Below are 16,529 nucleotides of genomic sequence, written 5' to 3' on the forward strand. Positions count from 1 at the left end.
AGTGTATCATTAGTATATGAATAATAAAACTAATATTATGTAAGCGCACACGAAAAACGCCCTATTCTATCAATTCTGATCCAGAACTGTAGCTAGAGCGCTCTCGTATTCAATGTTTCGATCATTCACACTACACCAACTTCTTGCTTACTGATGAATCTACTAAAAAGTCCCGCATATGCCGTCTGATTACATTGTCTTCGAACCTGCGTAGCAGGTGGGTGATCGCAAAACTGTTTTTGAAGTCCCCGCATCCAATGGATAGGGCTGGTCAGCTACAGTTCAATTTGAATCTCCCAAGACATTGTTATTGGTTCAAAACAACAGATAATCAAAACGTACATTGCAGGATGTAAATTCATTATAAACCTGGTAGCGAGAAATGTAAACCTTTACACCAATTTTTTCCTGATACCTATTTTTATACCATAATACAGAGGGAAATCGATAGATAATCCGTGTATTGTTTTCGCTATGTTAACGTTCTTTATTTTTGGTCAAACTTTTTTTGACGTTCTCGTTCATTGAAGTAGGCTGTTTTTCAACATTGATCTGTTGCGCTTGTTCGTTAGGAGACTGATCTCCAATCGCTAATTGTTCGTCTGCTTTTAATTCTTTTTCTTCATCTGCTAGTGCTTGCTTCTCAGACTGTTCTTGCATTTTGAGGAACATGCCATAGAAGTTAAAGAAAGCGAACCAGGCGATACCTGAAGCTAAAAAGAATACAAACAATACCGGATACTTTGTGCCGATAAACAACAACGCTACTGTCCCTAGTAATGTAGAGAATAAGCGAAATGGTCTAACGATAGATAGTAAAATTGCATTTTTGATAATATCTTTTAATTTCATATGATAATGAGCAATCATCGCAAAGAAATTAAACAATGATACAAATAATACTAACAAGAAAATTAACATCACAATTCCAAGCAGTTGAAGATTCGGGAATTGGTTCATATAGACGGTATAATCGACATACATAATAATAAACAATAAAGTATAGAAGAATCCGCCTAGCATACTTTGTTTATAATTTTCTTTATATCCTCTAAAGTACGTTTTAAAAACAGATACATCCCCTTCACCCATCACCCATTTACGAACAACGGTAAACAGAGCCGCTGTAGCTGGAAATAAAGTGAACGGTGCCATAATGCCCATTCCCCAATTGGCTTGCAGAATATCATTAGCCGTAAACCCTGGTTGCCCGAAAATAAATCGCATGACTAGAAAAAACAAAAATGGTGAAGAACAAATTACCCATAATAGGTTGCTACCTGCCAAGCGCATAATCCACTCGGATAGCCTGTATATTCCACCCATTACCCCTCTAAATTCCAAATCAATTTCCCCCTCACGTCTGCATCAGCATTTGGTTCTATGCCTATTTTCTCTGAACCTACATATATTAAATATACCTAACTCTTCATTATAATACCAGTGCCTATTAAGTATGTACGAGAATTGAAAGTTTGTCCTTCTTGTAAAACAAAAAAAGAAAGCCAGGCGATTAGACCTGACTCTCTTATCTATATTGTATTTATTTTAATTATGCGTTGAAAGAATCGTCACGTTTTGGAGCTGGACGACGGTTTTCGCTGCTAGTTGTACGTGGTTTGTTACGATCACGTCCAGCATCTTTGTTACCTTTGTATCCGCCACCGCTAGAACTTCCGCCGCTGCTGTATCCACCGCGTCCGCCACTGCTGCTGTTGCCTTTGTATCCGCCTGTGCTACTTCCACCACGGTTATAGCTACCGCCTGGTTTACGTCCACCAGAGCGAACATCAGGTTTACGACGTTTTGCACGAATTGGATCTTCAGGAGTCAAGTCAACCTGTGCGTCTTTTTTCTCACCAGTTAACAATTTGATTGCTGCTGAAAGCAAGTTCACAGAATCATATTGTTCTAACAATTGGATAGCAATACCTTTGTATTCGTTCAAAGGAGTTGTATCGTCTTGTACTAGCTCAAGCAAGCGCTCAGCTGTAATACGTTGTTTACCTTCAATCGCTTCTGCCAAAGATGGTAGAGGTTTACGCGCGATTTTTTGGTTCGTTACACGCTCGATAAAGTGCAAATGATCTAATTCGCGTGGTGTTACGAAAGAGTAAGCTGCGCCTTCTTTACCAGCACGTCCTGTACGACCGATACGGTGAACATAACTTTCTGGATCTTGTGGCAAGTCAAAGTTAACAACATGAGTTACGCCAGATACATCAAGTCCACGTGCTGCTACGTCTGTAGCAACTAGAACATCAATACTACCATCACGGAATTTACGCATAACGCTATCACGTTGGTTCTGAGACAAGTCACCATGCAAACCGTCTGCTGTATAGCCACGTTTTTGCAAAGCTTCTGCTAACTCATCAACACGACGTTTTGTACGTCCGAAAACGATTGCTAGCTCTGGAGATTCCATATCTAACAAGCGAGACAATGCATCAAATTTTTGACGCTCATTCACTTCGATATAAGATTGATCAATCAAAGGTGCGCTAACGTGTTTTGGAATTACAGAAACATGTTGAGGGTTTTTCAAGAATTGTTGCGCTAAACGCTTGATGTTAGCAGGCATAGTTGCTGAGAACAACATTGTTTGACGCTCTTCTGGAACTTGTTTCAAAATAGATTGGATATCTTCCATGAAACCCATATCAAGCATTTCATCTGCTTCATCCAATACTACAGTTTGTACATCGTCTAGTTTGATTGTTTTACGGTTGATATGGTCAAGCAAGCGACCAGGTGTACCGATAATAATTTGAGGTTTCTTTTTCAAAGCGCGGATCTGACGAACGATATCTTGTCCACCGTAGATTGGCAATGAACGGATACCTTTAAAGCGGGATAATTTCTCGATTTCTTCTGCTACTTGGATCGCCAACTCACGAGTTGGTGCCATAATCAATGCTACAATTTTATCTTCCGAACGTTCGATCTTGTTAATAAGGGGGATGCCGAATGCTGCTGTTTTACCTGTACCTGTTTGAGCTTGTCCGATCATGTCACTGCCGCTCATAGCAATTGGAATAGCTTGTGCTTGGATAGGTGTTGATTCTTCAAAACCTAGCTCCATTACCGCTTGTAGTACTTTTTCATCTAACCCGAAATCTGCAAATTTAGTCAAAATATTCGTGCTCCTTCTATATTGTGGACAATCCACCAACTTGTTTGTATTCTTAAGTAGCAAATGAGTAGTATATACCTGCATCGCAGGAGGCCTTGTGGACCGCCACTTATTCTTTTTTTTGTTATGAACTATTGAATAATTCAGGAGTTAGTATAAACTATACCTTTGTTCAATAGTTTCTATGATGAAATAAATCAGTCTTGCGTTTATAGAATAGTCAACATAATTCAGCAAAACATCCCTACTCAAGAATATCTAAATCATTATATCACAAAATACACAATGATTACTAGCTGAATCATAATATAATTACTTTTGTGAAAGATGCTTCTTATAAATTAACAGGTATACTTTCCATAACTTACTAACTTACAACCCGAGGTGATTTTTGTGTCAAAAAAAATCGGTGCCCTATTTGTTGTTTTTCTGGGCTCCTTATTCACAGCTGCTGCGTTTAACCTGTTCCTGATTCCCCATCAATTATTAAGTGGTGGTGTATCAGGACTTGCTATGTTAACCGGTTATTTTACACCGCTTAATATTAGTCTGCTTTACTTTGTATACAATATACCTCTTTTGATCGCGGGTTGGTTTTTGCTAGGCAAACGCTATATTTTACTTAGTATCGTTTCTGTTGCAGCTACCACATGGATGATGACTATTATTCCTGTTGAGGCCGCAGCACCCGATTTATTATTATCTGCTGTATTTGGTGGTGTATTGATCGGAATAGGAGTTGGTATTTCGTTCCGGGTAGGCGGTTCTTCCGGTGGATTCGATATTCTGGGTTCTATCATTACTCGTTATCGTGATTTCCCTGTTGGCAATGTTATTGTTGGATTAAATGGTCTCGTTGTACTTGCGATGGGTTACTGGTCTAATGACTGGAATATCGCTCTTGCTTCAATGGTATCGATCTACATTGCTGGTAAAGTGCTTGATCTTATTCATGTCAGTCATGTCAAAGTAACGCTATTTATCGTATCGAACCATACTGATTTGTTGCTTGAAAAATTAATGCCTCTTCAACGCGGTGTAACTATGATCAAAGCAGAAGGTGCATTTTCTCATACGCCCAAAGATATGCTGATGACAGTAACGACACGTTATGAATTAGCTGAATTGCGCAGAATTATTAAAGAAACCGATCCTGCTGCTTTTGTTAATATGGTCGAAACCGTTGGGGTTATGGGATCTTTCCGCAAAGGCTAATTGGGATTGATTAGATCTGTATAAAAGTTTTATTCGAAAAATGTAAACTATTTTGGTTTTGCTATACACTGAAAGTCGCTTTTTGTCGTAATATATAGTAGACTAAAAACACGCCACCTCTACTTTTTATTATTTGCAGTTTGTGTTCAGTCCCTAACATTTGTTACACAGCCATGCTTTTCCTAAAGTTCTCATCAGAATGATTTCGTTCATTAAGCGTAATGATTCCAGAATAGGAAAGGGTGATTATTGTGGAAATGGAAACGGTCAAATTGTCACAAATCGTCATGAAATGGTTTCCTGATATGATGCCTTCCCTAAAACAGCAAGAATTGAACGCTGTTATCGTTTTACGTGATGGGTTGCGTATTTTGGAACCAGAGGATGCTATGGAAATTATCCACCACAGTATTTGCGAAAATCAAAGCCAGCAATTCATGCAATAAGATTAATTGATAACGATATTAAAAATGTCACTGTTACATCTTTTATAGATGATTGCAGTGGCATTTTTATGTTGTATACTTATATTGGTCATTCACTTGTTTCGCTATGGTTTTACATGTTTAAATAGTGAAGATGGGTATTTTTAGGCACTAACGGTAACAATTATGTTGCTTTACAGTTGATGGACATCCGTTATACTTAAAAAGTAAATCCATTCTGACGTCATGATTATACATACAGAGAAGGAGCTAACACATGGAAATTTTATGGGCAATTATGCTGCTCGCATCGACAACGCTTAGTGGTGGACAAGATGGACAAGCTACAGCTAAGTCCACTACGCTTAAATCCGCTTTGAACCAGGCGGCAATTCACAGTCAATTAAGTAACACAGAGGTAGATGCAGATAATCCTCCTGCCAAAATTGATCCGCAAGTAGATGCGCCTAAAGTAAAAGGTGTCTATGTTACTGCTTATAGTGCTGGTGGTTCGCGTATGACTACCCTGCTTGATCTTTTGGATAAAACAGAGCTAAATGCTATGGTTATTGATCTAAAAGATGACGCTGGATACATAACGTATCAAACTAAAAATGCCAAGTTAAAAGAAATGGGCAGTCCGCAAAAATTTATCGCTGATCCAGACGCTATGATGAAACGCTTAAAAAAACATGATGTTTATCCTATTGCTCGTATCGTAGTATTCAAAGACTCTATCCTTGCCAAAAAACATCCTGAACTTTCTTTTGTTAAAAGCAATGGACAAGTATGGAGTAATGGTAAAGGTGACAACTTCGTAAATCCATATAACAAAGATGTATGGGATTACAATATTGAATTGGCTAAAGAAGCAGCAGCAATGGGCTTCAAAGAAATCCAATTTGATTATGTTCGTTTCCCGGAAGGATTCGAAAATCATGAATCCGAGTTGAAATTTACCAAAACCAAACAATCGCGTGTAGATGTGATTGCTGAATTTGTACAATATGCTCGTAAAGAGCTTGCTCCTTTGGGTGTACGTGTATCTGTAGATATTTTCGGTTATGCGGCTTCTGTACCTGCTGCTGAAGGTATCGGACAAGATTTTGCCAAAATTTCAGAAAATGTAGATGTTATTAGTCCAATGGTCTATCCAAGTCATTATTCTACAGGTTGGTTCGGTGTAAAAGATCCTGACAAAAACCCATATGCAACGATTAAAGGTTCTATGGAAGATACATTGAAAAAGCTGAAACCACTTGGTGATCAGACGCCTATTATCCGTCCATGGATTCAAGACTTTACAGCAAGCTGGTTAGGTAGCGGTCATTATACACAATACGGTGCAAAAGAAGTCAATGACCAGATTCGTGCAATGCATGAAAAAGGAATCGACGAGTATCTATTATGGAATGCCGGTAACCGTTATACCGCTAATGCTAATTATTAATCTTTAATCTGTGCTTTATATAATAGAGCATACGTTATGGATCAGTAAGAACCCGGATCATTGTCCGGGTTCTTTTTTTGTCTATCCAAAAGAAATGATATCTTGTACAATCATTTTTTAATGGACTTATCTGAAAGTTCGTTCAAATACACATAATTAATTATCGTAAATGAGGTTAGTCTATGATCCCTACTGTTACATTGTTGCAGAAGTTCAGTCAGTTTTTGAAAATATTATTTCCTATTCTGATTACCCAGATTGCTTTATCTTTAATGACTTTTTTCGATACGAATATGTCCGGTCATGCCAGTGCAGAAGATTTGGCTGGTGTCGCGATAGGATCGAGTCTGTGGGTTCCGATTCAAGCGGGGCTTAGTGGCATTCTAGTAGCAGTGACGCCGATTGTGTCACAATTGATCGGTTCGAATCAACGATCCAAAATCAGCTTTAATGTAGTGCAAGCTTTGTTATTATCAGTTGTTGTATCCATTGTCATTCTAATTATCGGTGGATTGTTATTAAATCCAATTCTGGATCTGATGAGTCTAGAACCTTATGTACGTGAAGTGGCTCATGGTTTTATTGTATGTTTATCCACAGGGATTATTCCTTTATTTGCTTACACGGTGCTGCGAAGTTATATCGATGCTCTAGGGCAAACACGATTTTCAATGATGATTACATTATGTGCGTTACCGATCAATGTCGCGATTAATTATTTATTAATTTTCGGTAAATTTGGATTCCCTAAGTTAGGCGGAATCGGAGCTGGTGTAGCATCTGCGATCACTTACTGGTGTGTATTTTTGATCGCCGTACTCGTTATACGTATCGCAAAACCTTTTCGCCAAGATCAGTTGTTTAGTAGGTGGCATTCCCCTTCTTTGCAAAAATGGGGCGAAATTTTAAAATTAGGTATTCCGATGGGCTTTGCCATCTTTTTTGAAGTCGCTATTTTTGCTGGAGTCACTTTATTTATGAGCAACTACGATACGATGACGATTGCAGCTCATCAGGCGGCTCAGAACTTTGCTGCAACCCTTTATATGATACCGTTAAGTATTTGTACAGCGTTAACGATTTTAGTCGGTTACGAGGTCGGTGCTAAGCGCCTGAAAGATGCGAGGCAATATACAAAGCTTGGTCTTGGCTTAGCGCTTGCTTTGTCATTATGTACTGCTGTGATTCTGCTTGCATTTCGTCAATCGGTATCAGCGCTTTACTCTTCTGATCCTGTATTGATTGATCTAATAGCTCATTTTATGATTTATGCTGCTTTTTATCAAATATCAGATGCTATTGCTACGCCTGTACAGGGAGCACTCCGAGGATACAAAGATGTAAATCCTGCTTTCGTTTTAACCTTTATCTCATACTGGATTATAGGATTACCTGTCGGTTATCTGATTGCTAATTATACCGATTATGCTGCTTTTGGGTATTGGATTGGTCTCAGTACAGGACTTGCAGTAGGCGCGATCACATTGCTGTCTCGTTTACTATGGGTACAACGACAAGCTATACATTTTGTACCTTCTGAATCTAAATAGCATTAAGTGATTCTTGATATTTATATCAAATAATCATCGCTCAAAAAAAACAAAAGCGACATTCTCCTCAATCGGGAAAATGTCGCTTTTCTATTCTTGTCCACTCCAGTCGAAAAGATCAATCTGTTCCATTTCTACTTTCTTTTCTTCTGGAATAGTAGGTATCTCTTGTCCTAACATGCCCATCAATTGTCTGGCGTTATCTGCTGCATCTCCACCAGAATTATTATTGAAAATCACACACACTTCATCCGATTGTTGTTCTAATCGCTGTAAGCGTTCTGCCCATTCTTGTAATTCTGCCTCATTATAGCGATACAGATAACGGACTTCCCGCCAATTCGGTTGACCCGATGAATTCCAGCCTGATTCATTACGGCCATGCATACGTACGACTGTTAATTGACGATCTGTGACTTCTTCTACAATCGGTACAGAACCAATTCCTGCTTGTGGTTCATCACAGATACTATGAATCCAGTTTTCTTTGCGCATGAATTGGATCGTTTTGTCTCGCATTTCAGGCGTGTACCAACTTTGATGACGAAATTCGAGCGCACATGGGTAATCTCCCATCAGTTCACGAATATGTCGAAGTGTTTTGACATTTTCTCGATTACAATCGAACCAGGGTGGAAATTGAAATAGTGCAGCCATCAATTTACCCGCTTGATCCATCGTACTAATCGATAAGCGAAATGCTTCAAACATTTCGGCTTCACTATCAAAAGGAATCTTTCCACGCGAATGCCCGGTCATACCCTGAAAAGCTTTTACAAGAAAACGAAAAGAACCAGGTGTTTCCTCGGTCCATTTTTCCATATTCCGCCGGGACTGGATCGCATAAAATGAACTATCTACCTCTACGGTGCGGAATAGTGAGCTATAAGTAGGTAATTTGTTCTTATTTGCTTCTTTGGTTAGATAAAGAGAATCATGATCTCCCCATCCGGTTAAACCGACAGTAATCATATGAAAATGAACCTCCTAGCTCTATCGATTACACTTTGCTTTGTTTCATTCCAATACCTGATACATATAAGTTAACAATATCTAATGCTAATTGTTCTGGTGCAACTTTGCCAGGAAGAAGCTGTGTAAATACAATACGTTCGATCGTGCCTACCAAACATTCTGCGACCATATTCATCCGAAAATCAGATTTGAATTGTCCAGAACGTTGTTCACCCGATAACATCTGCTCAACCCATTGAACCAGTTCTTGTTTCATATTTTGCGATTGTGGTGCCAAATGAAATCCTATCCGAGTTAAATAAGGGTTAGCATAAAAATAATCAAACATTAATGTCAACGTATGACATAATTGGTTCAATACCCCATCGGTTGAATTGATTTCAGGAAGACGACTTTCATTAATAACTGTCGTCAAGCGAACATGGAAAAGCTTCACTAACTCCTCAAAAACAGCATCTTTACTTTCAAAATACAAATAAAATGCGGGTTGTGAAAGCTTGGCTTCTGCAACAATAGAACTCACTTTCGTTTCGTGAAAACCATGAATAGCAAATTGTTTAGCAGCAGCGTGTAGCAAACGTAAACGGCTCTCCCTTCCTTTTGCTCCTTTTTCTCTCGCCAATGTATGGTAGCCCCCTTCTAGTTGGTCTCTCCAGTTCCTACGGAGTGAGGATATAAATGACTTACTCCCTTATAGTACAATAATTTAACCGTTACTTCTAATCTTTAATTCAAAATTTTTACCATTTCTTATCATATTTTTTACAAAAGTGATATCTAAAAACAATTTTTAACAAAATAAAAAGCGCGCAAATATTAGCAATCCGAAGATTACGTAAGATTTAGCACGCTTTTTAAAGTTAATGGTTGAAACATTTACTTTTTTCTAAACATAGCACTGATTATTGAGATAAACGAAGTGCCAGCTCATAAGTTTCATGATCGAACTCTTTTTTGCTATTTACTACTTTATCGATATCTGTCAATACGATTTCGCCTTTGATTACACCACAAGCTTTATCGGATTCACCTTCGATTAATTTACGAACTGCAAAGTCTCCTAGACGACTTGCTAAATTACGGTCACGAGGAGTTGGTGTTCCACCGCGTTGGATATGTCCAAGAACCGTTACACGAGGCTCCAAGTTAGGATAATGGATATGCAATTGTTCTGCGATATCTTCTCCACGACCTGCGCCTTCAGCTACGATCACGATACTATGACGTTTACCACAAGCAAAGTTGTGATGCATACGATCCGCTACTTCTTTTAGATCATATGATACTTCAGGTACAAGAATAGTTTCTGCACCAGAAGCTAGACCCGAATGAAGAGCGATATCGCCACAATGACGACCCATCACTTCTACGATAGAGACACGTTCATGAGAAGACATCGTATCACGCAATTTGTTTACTGCATCTACAACAATACCTACTGCTGTATCAAAACCAATCGTTGTATCTGTATACGAAATATCGTTATCGATTGTTCCTGGCAATGCCATTGTTTTGATACCTAATTTACTCAATTTGTTCGCACCTTGATAAGATCCGTCTCCGCCGATAACAACCAATCCGTCGATACCGTGTTTGCGCAGAATATCAGCGCCTTTTTGTTGACCTTCAAGTGTCATGAATTCTTTACAACGTGCAGATTGAAGTACTGTTCCCCCGCGTTGGATAATATCACCTACACTACGTAGATCCATAGGGAAAATATCTTCATTTAGTAACCCCTGATATCCACGTTGAACCCCGCATACTTCAAGACCGAAATAAAGTGCGCTACGTACAACTGCACGAACCGCAGCATTCATTCCTTGGGAGTCTCCTCCACTTGTTAGTACTGCAATTTTTTTGACTGCTGACATTTCAAATTGCCCCCTTGTTAATATGTTTACAAATACTTACGGATCACCTGGCTATTCAAGATAAAAAAGGCACGCATAGGAGGACCTTTTCGCAATAGCCGTTTAGAGATAGCACGCACTTCTTGTTGTGTTTTGACCTTGGGGTCTGTTAAGTATAGTGCGACTAAACCTTCAACAATCATAAGATGGAATGAAGCACCCGGCAGTTGATGTACATCTGCACGCGCCCAATCAACGATCTTCTCAATTCGATCAATGACTTTAATCGATGGGTCATAATAATCGCAAAAATTAAGATCGCCAGAATGCTGATCTTCTTCCTGATCAATAACATAATCCAGCATAATATGAAGGCAACATACATTTGGAAAATAAGCAGCATGTGCTTGCTTGGCAGCCGCATCATTCATGCCTGGAAGACCACTTGCTGCTAAAAACATCATAAATATACCTAACGTTGAACCTGTTGCAGCAGCAAACTCGTGCCAGTATAAATGAGGTGTACGATGCTTATGCTCAGACCACCACTCCATCAATGTCGCTTGACGTAATTCAGGAGCGATATGTTTGTATGTTTGTAAACCGCAATATAATTCAACCAGATCACGCAAATAAGGATATACAATATCGTAATCTGGAAGTTCACTAATATATCCCTGGCAAGCTTTTACCAGTGTAGACATATAACCAACTTCACTTTCGCTATTAAATACATAATAGTCTCTTGGTTCTACGCCTGGAACAATCGCATCAAGCAAAGCCTGGTGCAATAGACGAAAATCTTCAACATTTGTACATTGAGGACGATCCGATAAGTTATCGGCATAATCGCAAATCGTCTGGAATGCTACAATCAAAGGTAGCAAATTATGAAATTGAGCCATATTCGCTACGGCATATACTGACCCACCATCACAGTGGAATTGCTTATTGCTTAGACTATCAAGCGCTTGATATCGCAATTCTGCATCAGGTATCAAGTTTGCCTGCTCGCGCCAGCGAGCAAACTCTTTACGGACTTCCGGTATTCCGTGTTTGTATACGCGTCTCATCAAAGAAACAGCATTACGCGGAAACGGATAACGGACTTTCATCATATCATTCAATGGGCTTCCTCCACATAGTTGTCTGTTGAACCTATCAGTATTATCATACATTATATTCAGAGTGCTCACAACGTACAATTGAATTTATCACACCGCGCCCTATATGGGTTTTGCTCATTTTCTTCTTCATTTTAAGGACATATATTTCTTATTTTCACTATGGTCTTTGAATAGAATACAAAAAGGATATTCAATGTTGGAAATCGGATCAAAAACACTACTTTTTGTTTTGACTTTCCACATAGACGCTTATGATCGTTTCTCCTCGCCAAATATACATAAAAACAGATAGAATTTTAAATAAATGTAACTTTTTGTTGTATAAATCATACTCTCTTCAAAACGGTTATGATATACTAACCATAATTTTTATAGACCAAAGGGAGAAGATTACATATGTCCACACAAGAACCGCTCTCATGGAGGCGGTTGTTTTCATTTTTTGTACCACTTGGAATTTCAGCTTCACTGGTCACTATTTCACATGTCATTATTAATCGTACACTTGCTTTTGCTGTGGATGCTGAAGTGGTGATTGCTAGCTATGCATTGGCAATGAGTCTGGTGACGATTACAGAACGACCGTCTACTTTATTACGCCAGACGTGTTCTGCTCTGGTTCGAGACCGACTTTCATTTAAAGCTTTGCTTAAAGTGACTTGGATTTTTCTAGCTTTTGTTTTAGCGATTGGAATACTGATTGTGTACACGCCTATAGGAAAATGGATATTCAGTACATTGTTCGGCATCAAAGATTCTATGGTTCCTCTGGTGATTGATGTGTATGCTATTTTGATGTTTGTGAGCATCTTTTCAGTTATTCGCAATATTTATCAAGGTATTATTATTACCAACAATCGTACCAAATGGTTAACGATTGGCATGGTATTCCGTTTGGCAGGAATGTACTCCTTATCGCTTTATTTTATTTATTATCATCACATTACAAGTGGAACCGTCGGTGCAATTTTATTTTTGACAGGTATGATTATCGAAGCGATTGTTAGTTATAGTGAAGGACGGAATATCGCAAAAAAAATGCCTGAAAAGCGTCCTGACCATCCTGTAGAAACACGGGCAGATGTGTTTAAATTTTATAAACCGCTTCTTTTCTCATCTTTTGTTGCCATGTTAATCGGCCCGGCTATTAATGTAGTACTAGGTAAAACAGAAGGGATTGCTCTCGCTATTTCTTCGTTTGCGATAGCAAGTAGTCTATTGCAGTTAATGCTTAGCTTTTTTACTTATATTCATCAAATTGTATTGAATTTCTATCATATTGATCCAAAAAAAGTACGTCGATTCGGATTAGTGACTGGGTTTATACCTGTGACGTTGTTAGCTCTGATTGCTTATACACCTATGAGTTATTGGGTGCTCGGACATATTATGAATGTAAATGGAGAGTTATTAACTCAAAGTCTATATACACTGCGAGCTTTTGTATTATATGCACTGGTTATGCCATGGTTAGATTATTCTAATGGACTTATTCTTTTACGTGGACAAACCAAAGCAATGTTCCGCTCTCAGATGGCGAATGCTATATGTACTTTTATTGTTCTGATTATATTATTGTTTATATTTCCGGCATGGAATGGTGTTATCGGAGCTTTGGCACAGTCATTAGGGCTTGCTGCTGAATTGGCTATTATTACGCTGGTCATCCGGCGGACGGGCAGACGTTCCGGACTTCAAGTAAACAACTGATCGTATGTGTAGCATGTTATAGATGAGAAAATAAGCTTAATTCAAATACCTTTTGTTTGTTCTAGATTATGGTGGAGCAAATAAAGGGTATTTTTTGTTCATTTTGATAGATCATTTGAAATGATCTTCTTTAGAAGAGAATTTGTTTTATTTTAGAAAAGACCTATTTGTTTGTATCAAGAATTTGTTTGTAAACATGAAAAAGCGCAAGTCCCTTGAAATGAATCAAGGAAACTTGCGCTTTTACTAACATATGGATGAACATTCAAATGAATGCTCAATATATAAGTGATCCGTTACCGGATATCGGTCTTATAATTTAATTACGTTAGCTGCTTGAGGACCACGGTTACCTTCAGTGATGTCGAATTCTACCGCTTGACCTTCATCTAACGATTTAAAACCATCGCTTTGAATAGCTGAGAAATGTACGAATACGTCTTCTCCACCTTCAACTTCAATAAATCCGAAACCTTTTTCTGCATTAAACCATTTAACTGTACCTTTCATTCAAAAAACCTCCTAGAATATCGCCATATATGACGCATGAACCTAGTATAACGTACATGTTCTGAAATAGCAAATAAAACAGCTGTTATGATTTGCAATTAATGAAGGCAAAGGGTATGATTTTAGCAAACGAACAGGGAGTAGAATACTATAATGATAAAAAAACACCAGATTTATAAAAAAGACAATTGGAACATGATGACTGTTGAAGTTCAAGGACGCAAAATCGTACTGAGAGAAATCTCTGACGAATGGGGCGAAGAAACACATGATTTCTTGAGTCGTCCAGCTTTGATGCAATGGGCAAGTGATCGTTTTCCTAAAGAGCGCTTTGAGACAGAAGCCGAATGGGAAGAAATTATGAATGCTTTCCGGGAGGTATAACCTTTTCCAATGAATTATACAGCGATTGTCATATTTATTATTCTTGCTTTTTTGCAAGGGTTTGTACTGATTGCTTATAAGGAAACCATTCCAGCGCCTTTAAAGCGCTGGCTTGCTATTTTTGCTATTGTCATGTTACTGGTTGCGTTCTTCTTAATGATCTACGGATTTTTGGTTGCCGTTAACCCTAACACATAATATAGCTTGATGTAGATCAATGTACTCTGGCGCTGAATAGATTATACCCAAATCAGTGCTATTCATTTCAAATATCTATTCATAATTATTGCTCAAGAGGAGGATTTATTTATGCAGCAAATACTTAAACGGTCTGAAGTGTCACAGGAAAATTGCTGGAATTTATCCGATCTGTTCGCAGATCAACAAGCTTGGGATCAAGCGTATGACAAAGTAAAACAAGAATTGCCTGAAGCGGCTCAATTACAAGGTAAACTTCATACTGCTGAAGCAGTTAAGTCGGCATTTGAGCTAGAAGATCGTATCGGTCTACAGGTAGAACAATTATATGCGTATGCTCATATGCATCAGGATGAAGATACAACGAATCCTACATATCAGGCATTATCGCAAAAAGTTAAAAAATTAGGCGTAGAATTGGGACAAGCTCTTTCTTTTATCACACCTGAAATTCTAGGTCTGTCTGATGAGAATTTAGATGAATTGCTAGAGTCTTCTCTTCTCGCTCCTTACCGCTTTACGCTACAAGAAATGAAACGGGAAAAAGCACATGTGTTATCACAAGCGGAAGAAGCTTTGTTAGCACAAGTAGGTAACCTGTCTCAAGCCCCACAGACGATTTTTGGGATGTTGAATAATGCAGATATGAAATTCCCTAACATTATTGATGAAAATGGTAATGAAGTAGAACTGACTCATGGCCGTTATATTCAATTTTTGGAAAATCCAAATCGTGAATTACGTGAACGTGCATTCAAAGCGATTTACAGTGCATATGCTCGTCAAAAAAATACGATTGGTGCTACACTAACTGCCAATATCAACAAAAATATGTTCTATGCAAATGTACGCAAATATCCATCTGTTCTGGAAAAAGCACTTTATGGAGATAATATTCCTAAAGAAGTGTATACGAACCTGATTGATACGATTCATGAAGGTCTTCCTCTACTACATCGTTATATTGCGTTACGCAAAAAATTACTTGGTGTAGATGAACTGCATATGTACGATCTATTTGCTCCACTTGTCGATGAATTCAAAATGGATATCACTTATGAAGAAGCAAAAGCGACAGTAGCAGAAGGTCTCAAACCACTCGGTGAAGATTATCAACAAGCGCTTCAAGCCGGTTACAACGAAGGCTGGATCGATGTGTATGAAAATGAAGGAAAACGTACAGGTGCTTATAGCTGGGGCGCTTATGGTGTCCATCCTTACGTTCTACTAAATCACAAAGACAATCTAAATAGTATGTTTACACTTGCTCACGAAATGGGTCATGCACTGCATAGTTATTATTCAGACAATGCTCTTCCTTATCGTGATGCACAATACACTATTTTCCTTGCAGAAGTGGCTTCAACTACGAATGAAGCATTATTAATGGATTATCTTTTGAAAAAATCGACTGATCCAAAAGAAAAAATGTACTTGTTAACTTATTATGCAGATCAATTCCGTACGACAGTTTTCCGTCAGACGATGTTTGCAGAATTTGAAATGATTACACATGCTCGTGCAGAAGCTGGCGAGTCCCTAACTCCACAAGAACTATCCAAAATCTACTATGACCTGAATGTGAAATATCATGGTGAAGGTATGCATGTAGATCAAGATATTGAAATGGAATGGGCACGTATTCCGCATTTCTATAACAGCTTCTATGTATATAAATATGCGACAGGATTCTCTGCTGCAACTAGCTTCTCCAAACAAATTTTGGAAGAAGGACAATCTGCGGTAGATCGTTATACTGGTTTCCTGAAAAGCGGCGGTAGCGATTATTCTATCAATATTCTTGCCAAAGCAGGTGTTGATATGTCTACTCCAGCTCCTATTCGTGAAGCTATGAGTGTATTCGAAGCTCTAATTACTGAAATGGAACAGTTAGCAAAGTAAGTATTGAACATCGGTGAATCACACCCAGACCTTGCATTTCCTCCAATATTCGCCCAATACTTGTAAAGACATGTTTACAATAGGACTGATTGCG

Annotated in this window: 15 protein-coding genes and 1 other RNA gene; 8 read left to right on the forward strand and 8 right to left on the reverse strand. The window is 38.4% G+C overall.

The window, feature by feature from the left end; all coding sequences use genetic code 11:
- Positions 1-165: 165 nt before the first annotated feature.
- The 3 genes from ssrS to PQ460_RS15985 form a co-directional block, all read right to left on the reverse strand.
- Positions 166-355: non-coding RNA, 6S RNA (gene ssrS, locus PQ460_RS15975), on the reverse strand.
- Positions 356-477: 122 nt separating this feature from the next.
- Positions 478-1,344, reverse strand: a complete 867-nt coding sequence (locus PQ460_RS15980; protein ID WP_274170429.1) for a YesL family protein — start codon at positions 1,342-1,344, stop codon at positions 478-480.
- 208 nt (positions 1,345-1,552) lie between these two features.
- Positions 1,553-3,136, reverse strand: coding sequence for a degradosome RNA helicase CshA (locus PQ460_RS15985; RefSeq protein WP_273615606.1), 1,584 nt, complete (start codon positions 3,134-3,136; stop codon positions 1,553-1,555).
- Between the two features lie 393 nt (positions 3,137-3,529).
- Between PQ460_RS15985 and PQ460_RS15990 the strand changes: the two genes are divergently transcribed.
- The 4 genes from PQ460_RS15990 (at position 3,530) to PQ460_RS16005 (ending at position 7,776) form a co-directional block, all read left to right on the forward strand.
- Positions 3,530-4,351 carry a YitT family protein gene (locus PQ460_RS15990; RefSeq protein WP_373461949.1) on the forward strand — a complete coding sequence of 274 codons (822 nt, stop codon included), beginning with the start codon at positions 3,530-3,532 and terminating at the stop codon, positions 4,349-4,351.
- Between the two features lie 251 nt (positions 4,352-4,602).
- The gene (locus tag PQ460_RS15995; RefSeq protein ID WP_204824744.1) at positions 4,603-4,797 is read left to right on the forward strand and encodes a hypothetical protein; all 195 of its coding nucleotides are present in this window, start codon (positions 4,603-4,605) and stop codon (positions 4,795-4,797) included.
- A 256-nt stretch (positions 4,798-5,053) separates the two neighbouring features.
- Positions 5,054-6,226 (forward strand): putative glycoside hydrolase, encoded by a 1,173-nt coding sequence (locus PQ460_RS16000; protein ID WP_273615605.1) that lies wholly within the window; start codon positions 5,054-5,056, stop codon positions 6,224-6,226.
- Between the two features lie 182 nt (positions 6,227-6,408).
- The gene (locus PQ460_RS16005; RefSeq protein ID WP_274170430.1) at positions 6,409-7,776 is read left to right on the forward strand and encodes an MATE family efflux transporter; all 1,368 of its coding nucleotides are present in this window, start codon (positions 6,409-6,411) and stop codon (positions 7,774-7,776) included.
- Between the two features lie 90 nt (positions 7,777-7,866).
- Here PQ460_RS16005 and PQ460_RS16010 read toward each other — a convergent pair whose 3' ends face one another.
- The 4 genes from PQ460_RS16010 to PQ460_RS16025 all read right to left on the reverse strand — a co-directional run bounded on the left by PQ460_RS16010 (position 7,867) and on the right by PQ460_RS16025 (position 11,731).
- Positions 7,867-8,748, reverse strand: coding sequence for a DUF72 domain-containing protein (locus PQ460_RS16010; RefSeq protein WP_274170431.1), 882 nt, complete (start codon positions 8,746-8,748; stop codon positions 7,867-7,869).
- A 28-nt stretch (positions 8,749-8,776) separates the two neighbouring features.
- On the reverse strand, positions 8,777-9,373 hold the full coding sequence (locus tag PQ460_RS16015) for a TetR/AcrR family transcriptional regulator (RefSeq protein WP_273615602.1): 597 nt from the start codon (positions 9,371-9,373) through the stop codon (positions 8,777-8,779).
- A 280-nt stretch (positions 9,374-9,653) separates the two neighbouring features.
- Positions 9,654-10,625 (reverse strand): 6-phosphofructokinase, encoded by a 972-nt coding sequence (gene pfkA / locus PQ460_RS16020; protein ID WP_069327067.1) that lies wholly within the window; start codon positions 10,623-10,625, stop codon positions 9,654-9,656.
- Positions 10,626-10,651: 26 nt separating this feature from the next.
- Positions 10,652-11,731 (reverse strand): tetraprenyl-beta-curcumene synthase family protein, encoded by a 1,080-nt coding sequence (locus PQ460_RS16025; RefSeq protein ID WP_273615601.1) that lies wholly within the window; start codon positions 11,729-11,731, stop codon positions 10,652-10,654.
- Between the two features lie 396 nt (positions 11,732-12,127).
- On the opposite strand from PQ460_RS16025, the gene PQ460_RS16030 reads away from it, so the two are divergent.
- Positions 12,128-13,441 carry a multi antimicrobial extrusion protein MatE gene (locus PQ460_RS16030; protein WP_274170432.1) on the forward strand — a complete coding sequence of 438 codons (1,314 nt, stop codon included), beginning with the start codon at positions 12,128-12,130 and terminating at the stop codon, positions 13,439-13,441.
- A gap of 312 nt (positions 13,442-13,753) precedes the next feature.
- Here the strand turns inward: PQ460_RS16030 and PQ460_RS16035 are convergent, their stop codons facing one another.
- On the reverse strand, positions 13,754-13,951 hold the full coding sequence (locus tag PQ460_RS16035) for a cold shock domain-containing protein (protein ID WP_069327064.1): 198 nt from the start codon (positions 13,949-13,951) through the stop codon (positions 13,754-13,756).
- A 153-nt stretch (positions 13,952-14,104) separates the two neighbouring features.
- Here PQ460_RS16035 and PQ460_RS16040 point away from each other — a divergent pair, with 153 nt between their 5' ends.
- From PQ460_RS16040 to pepF, 3 genes are all read left to right on the forward strand, one after another.
- A complete protein-coding gene (locus PQ460_RS16040) occupies positions 14,105-14,335 on the forward strand; it encodes a hypothetical protein (protein ID WP_204824752.1) in 231 nt (76 codons plus the stop codon).
- 9 nt (positions 14,336-14,344) lie between these two features.
- Positions 14,345-14,533, forward strand: coding sequence for a hypothetical protein (locus tag PQ460_RS16045; RefSeq protein WP_069327062.1), 189 nt, complete (start codon positions 14,345-14,347; stop codon positions 14,531-14,533).
- 111 nt (positions 14,534-14,644) lie between these two features.
- A complete protein-coding gene (pepF, locus tag PQ460_RS16050; RefSeq protein ID WP_274170433.1) occupies positions 14,645-16,435 on the forward strand; it encodes an oligoendopeptidase F in 1,791 nt (596 codons plus the stop codon).
- Positions 16,436-16,529 lie beyond the last annotated feature (94 nt).

The sequence above is a fragment of the Paenibacillus sp. KACC 21273 genome (assembly GCF_028736095.1).
GTDB classification, from domain to species: domain Bacteria; phylum Bacillota; class Bacilli; order Paenibacillales; family Paenibacillaceae; genus Saccharibacillus; species Saccharibacillus kyungheensis.

Excerpts from the sequence above, each read along its gene's own strand:
- PQ460_RS16000 (WP_273615605.1), top strand. The coding sequence starts at position 5,054 with ATGGAAATTTTATGGGCAATTATGCTGCTCGCATCGACAACGCTTAGT.
- PQ460_RS16005 (WP_274170430.1), top strand. The coding sequence starts at position 6,409 with ATGATCCCTACTGTTACATTGTTGCAGAAGTTCAGTCAGTTTTTGAAA.
- PQ460_RS16010 (WP_274170431.1), bottom strand. The coding sequence starts at position 8,748 with ATGATTACTGTCGGTTTAACCGGATGGGGAGATCATGATTCTCTTTAT.
- pfkA (WP_069327067.1), bottom strand. The coding sequence starts at position 10,625 with ATGTCAGCAGTCAAAAAAATTGCAGTACTAACAAGTGGAGGAGACTCC.
- PQ460_RS16030 (WP_274170432.1), top strand. The coding sequence starts at position 12,128 with ATGTCCACACAAGAACCGCTCTCATGGAGGCGGTTGTTTTCATTTTTT.
- PQ460_RS16035 (WP_069327064.1), bottom strand. The coding sequence starts at position 13,951 with ATGAAAGGTACAGTTAAATGGTTTAATGCAGAAAAAGGTTTCGGATTT.
- PQ460_RS16040 (WP_204824752.1), top strand. The coding sequence starts at position 14,105 with ATGATAAAAAAACACCAGATTTATAAAAAAGACAATTGGAACATGATG.
- PQ460_RS16045 (WP_069327062.1), top strand. The coding sequence starts at position 14,345 with ATGAATTATACAGCGATTGTCATATTTATTATTCTTGCTTTTTTGCAA.
- pepF (WP_274170433.1), top strand. The coding sequence starts at position 14,645 with ATGCAGCAAATACTTAAACGGTCTGAAGTGTCACAGGAAAATTGCTGG.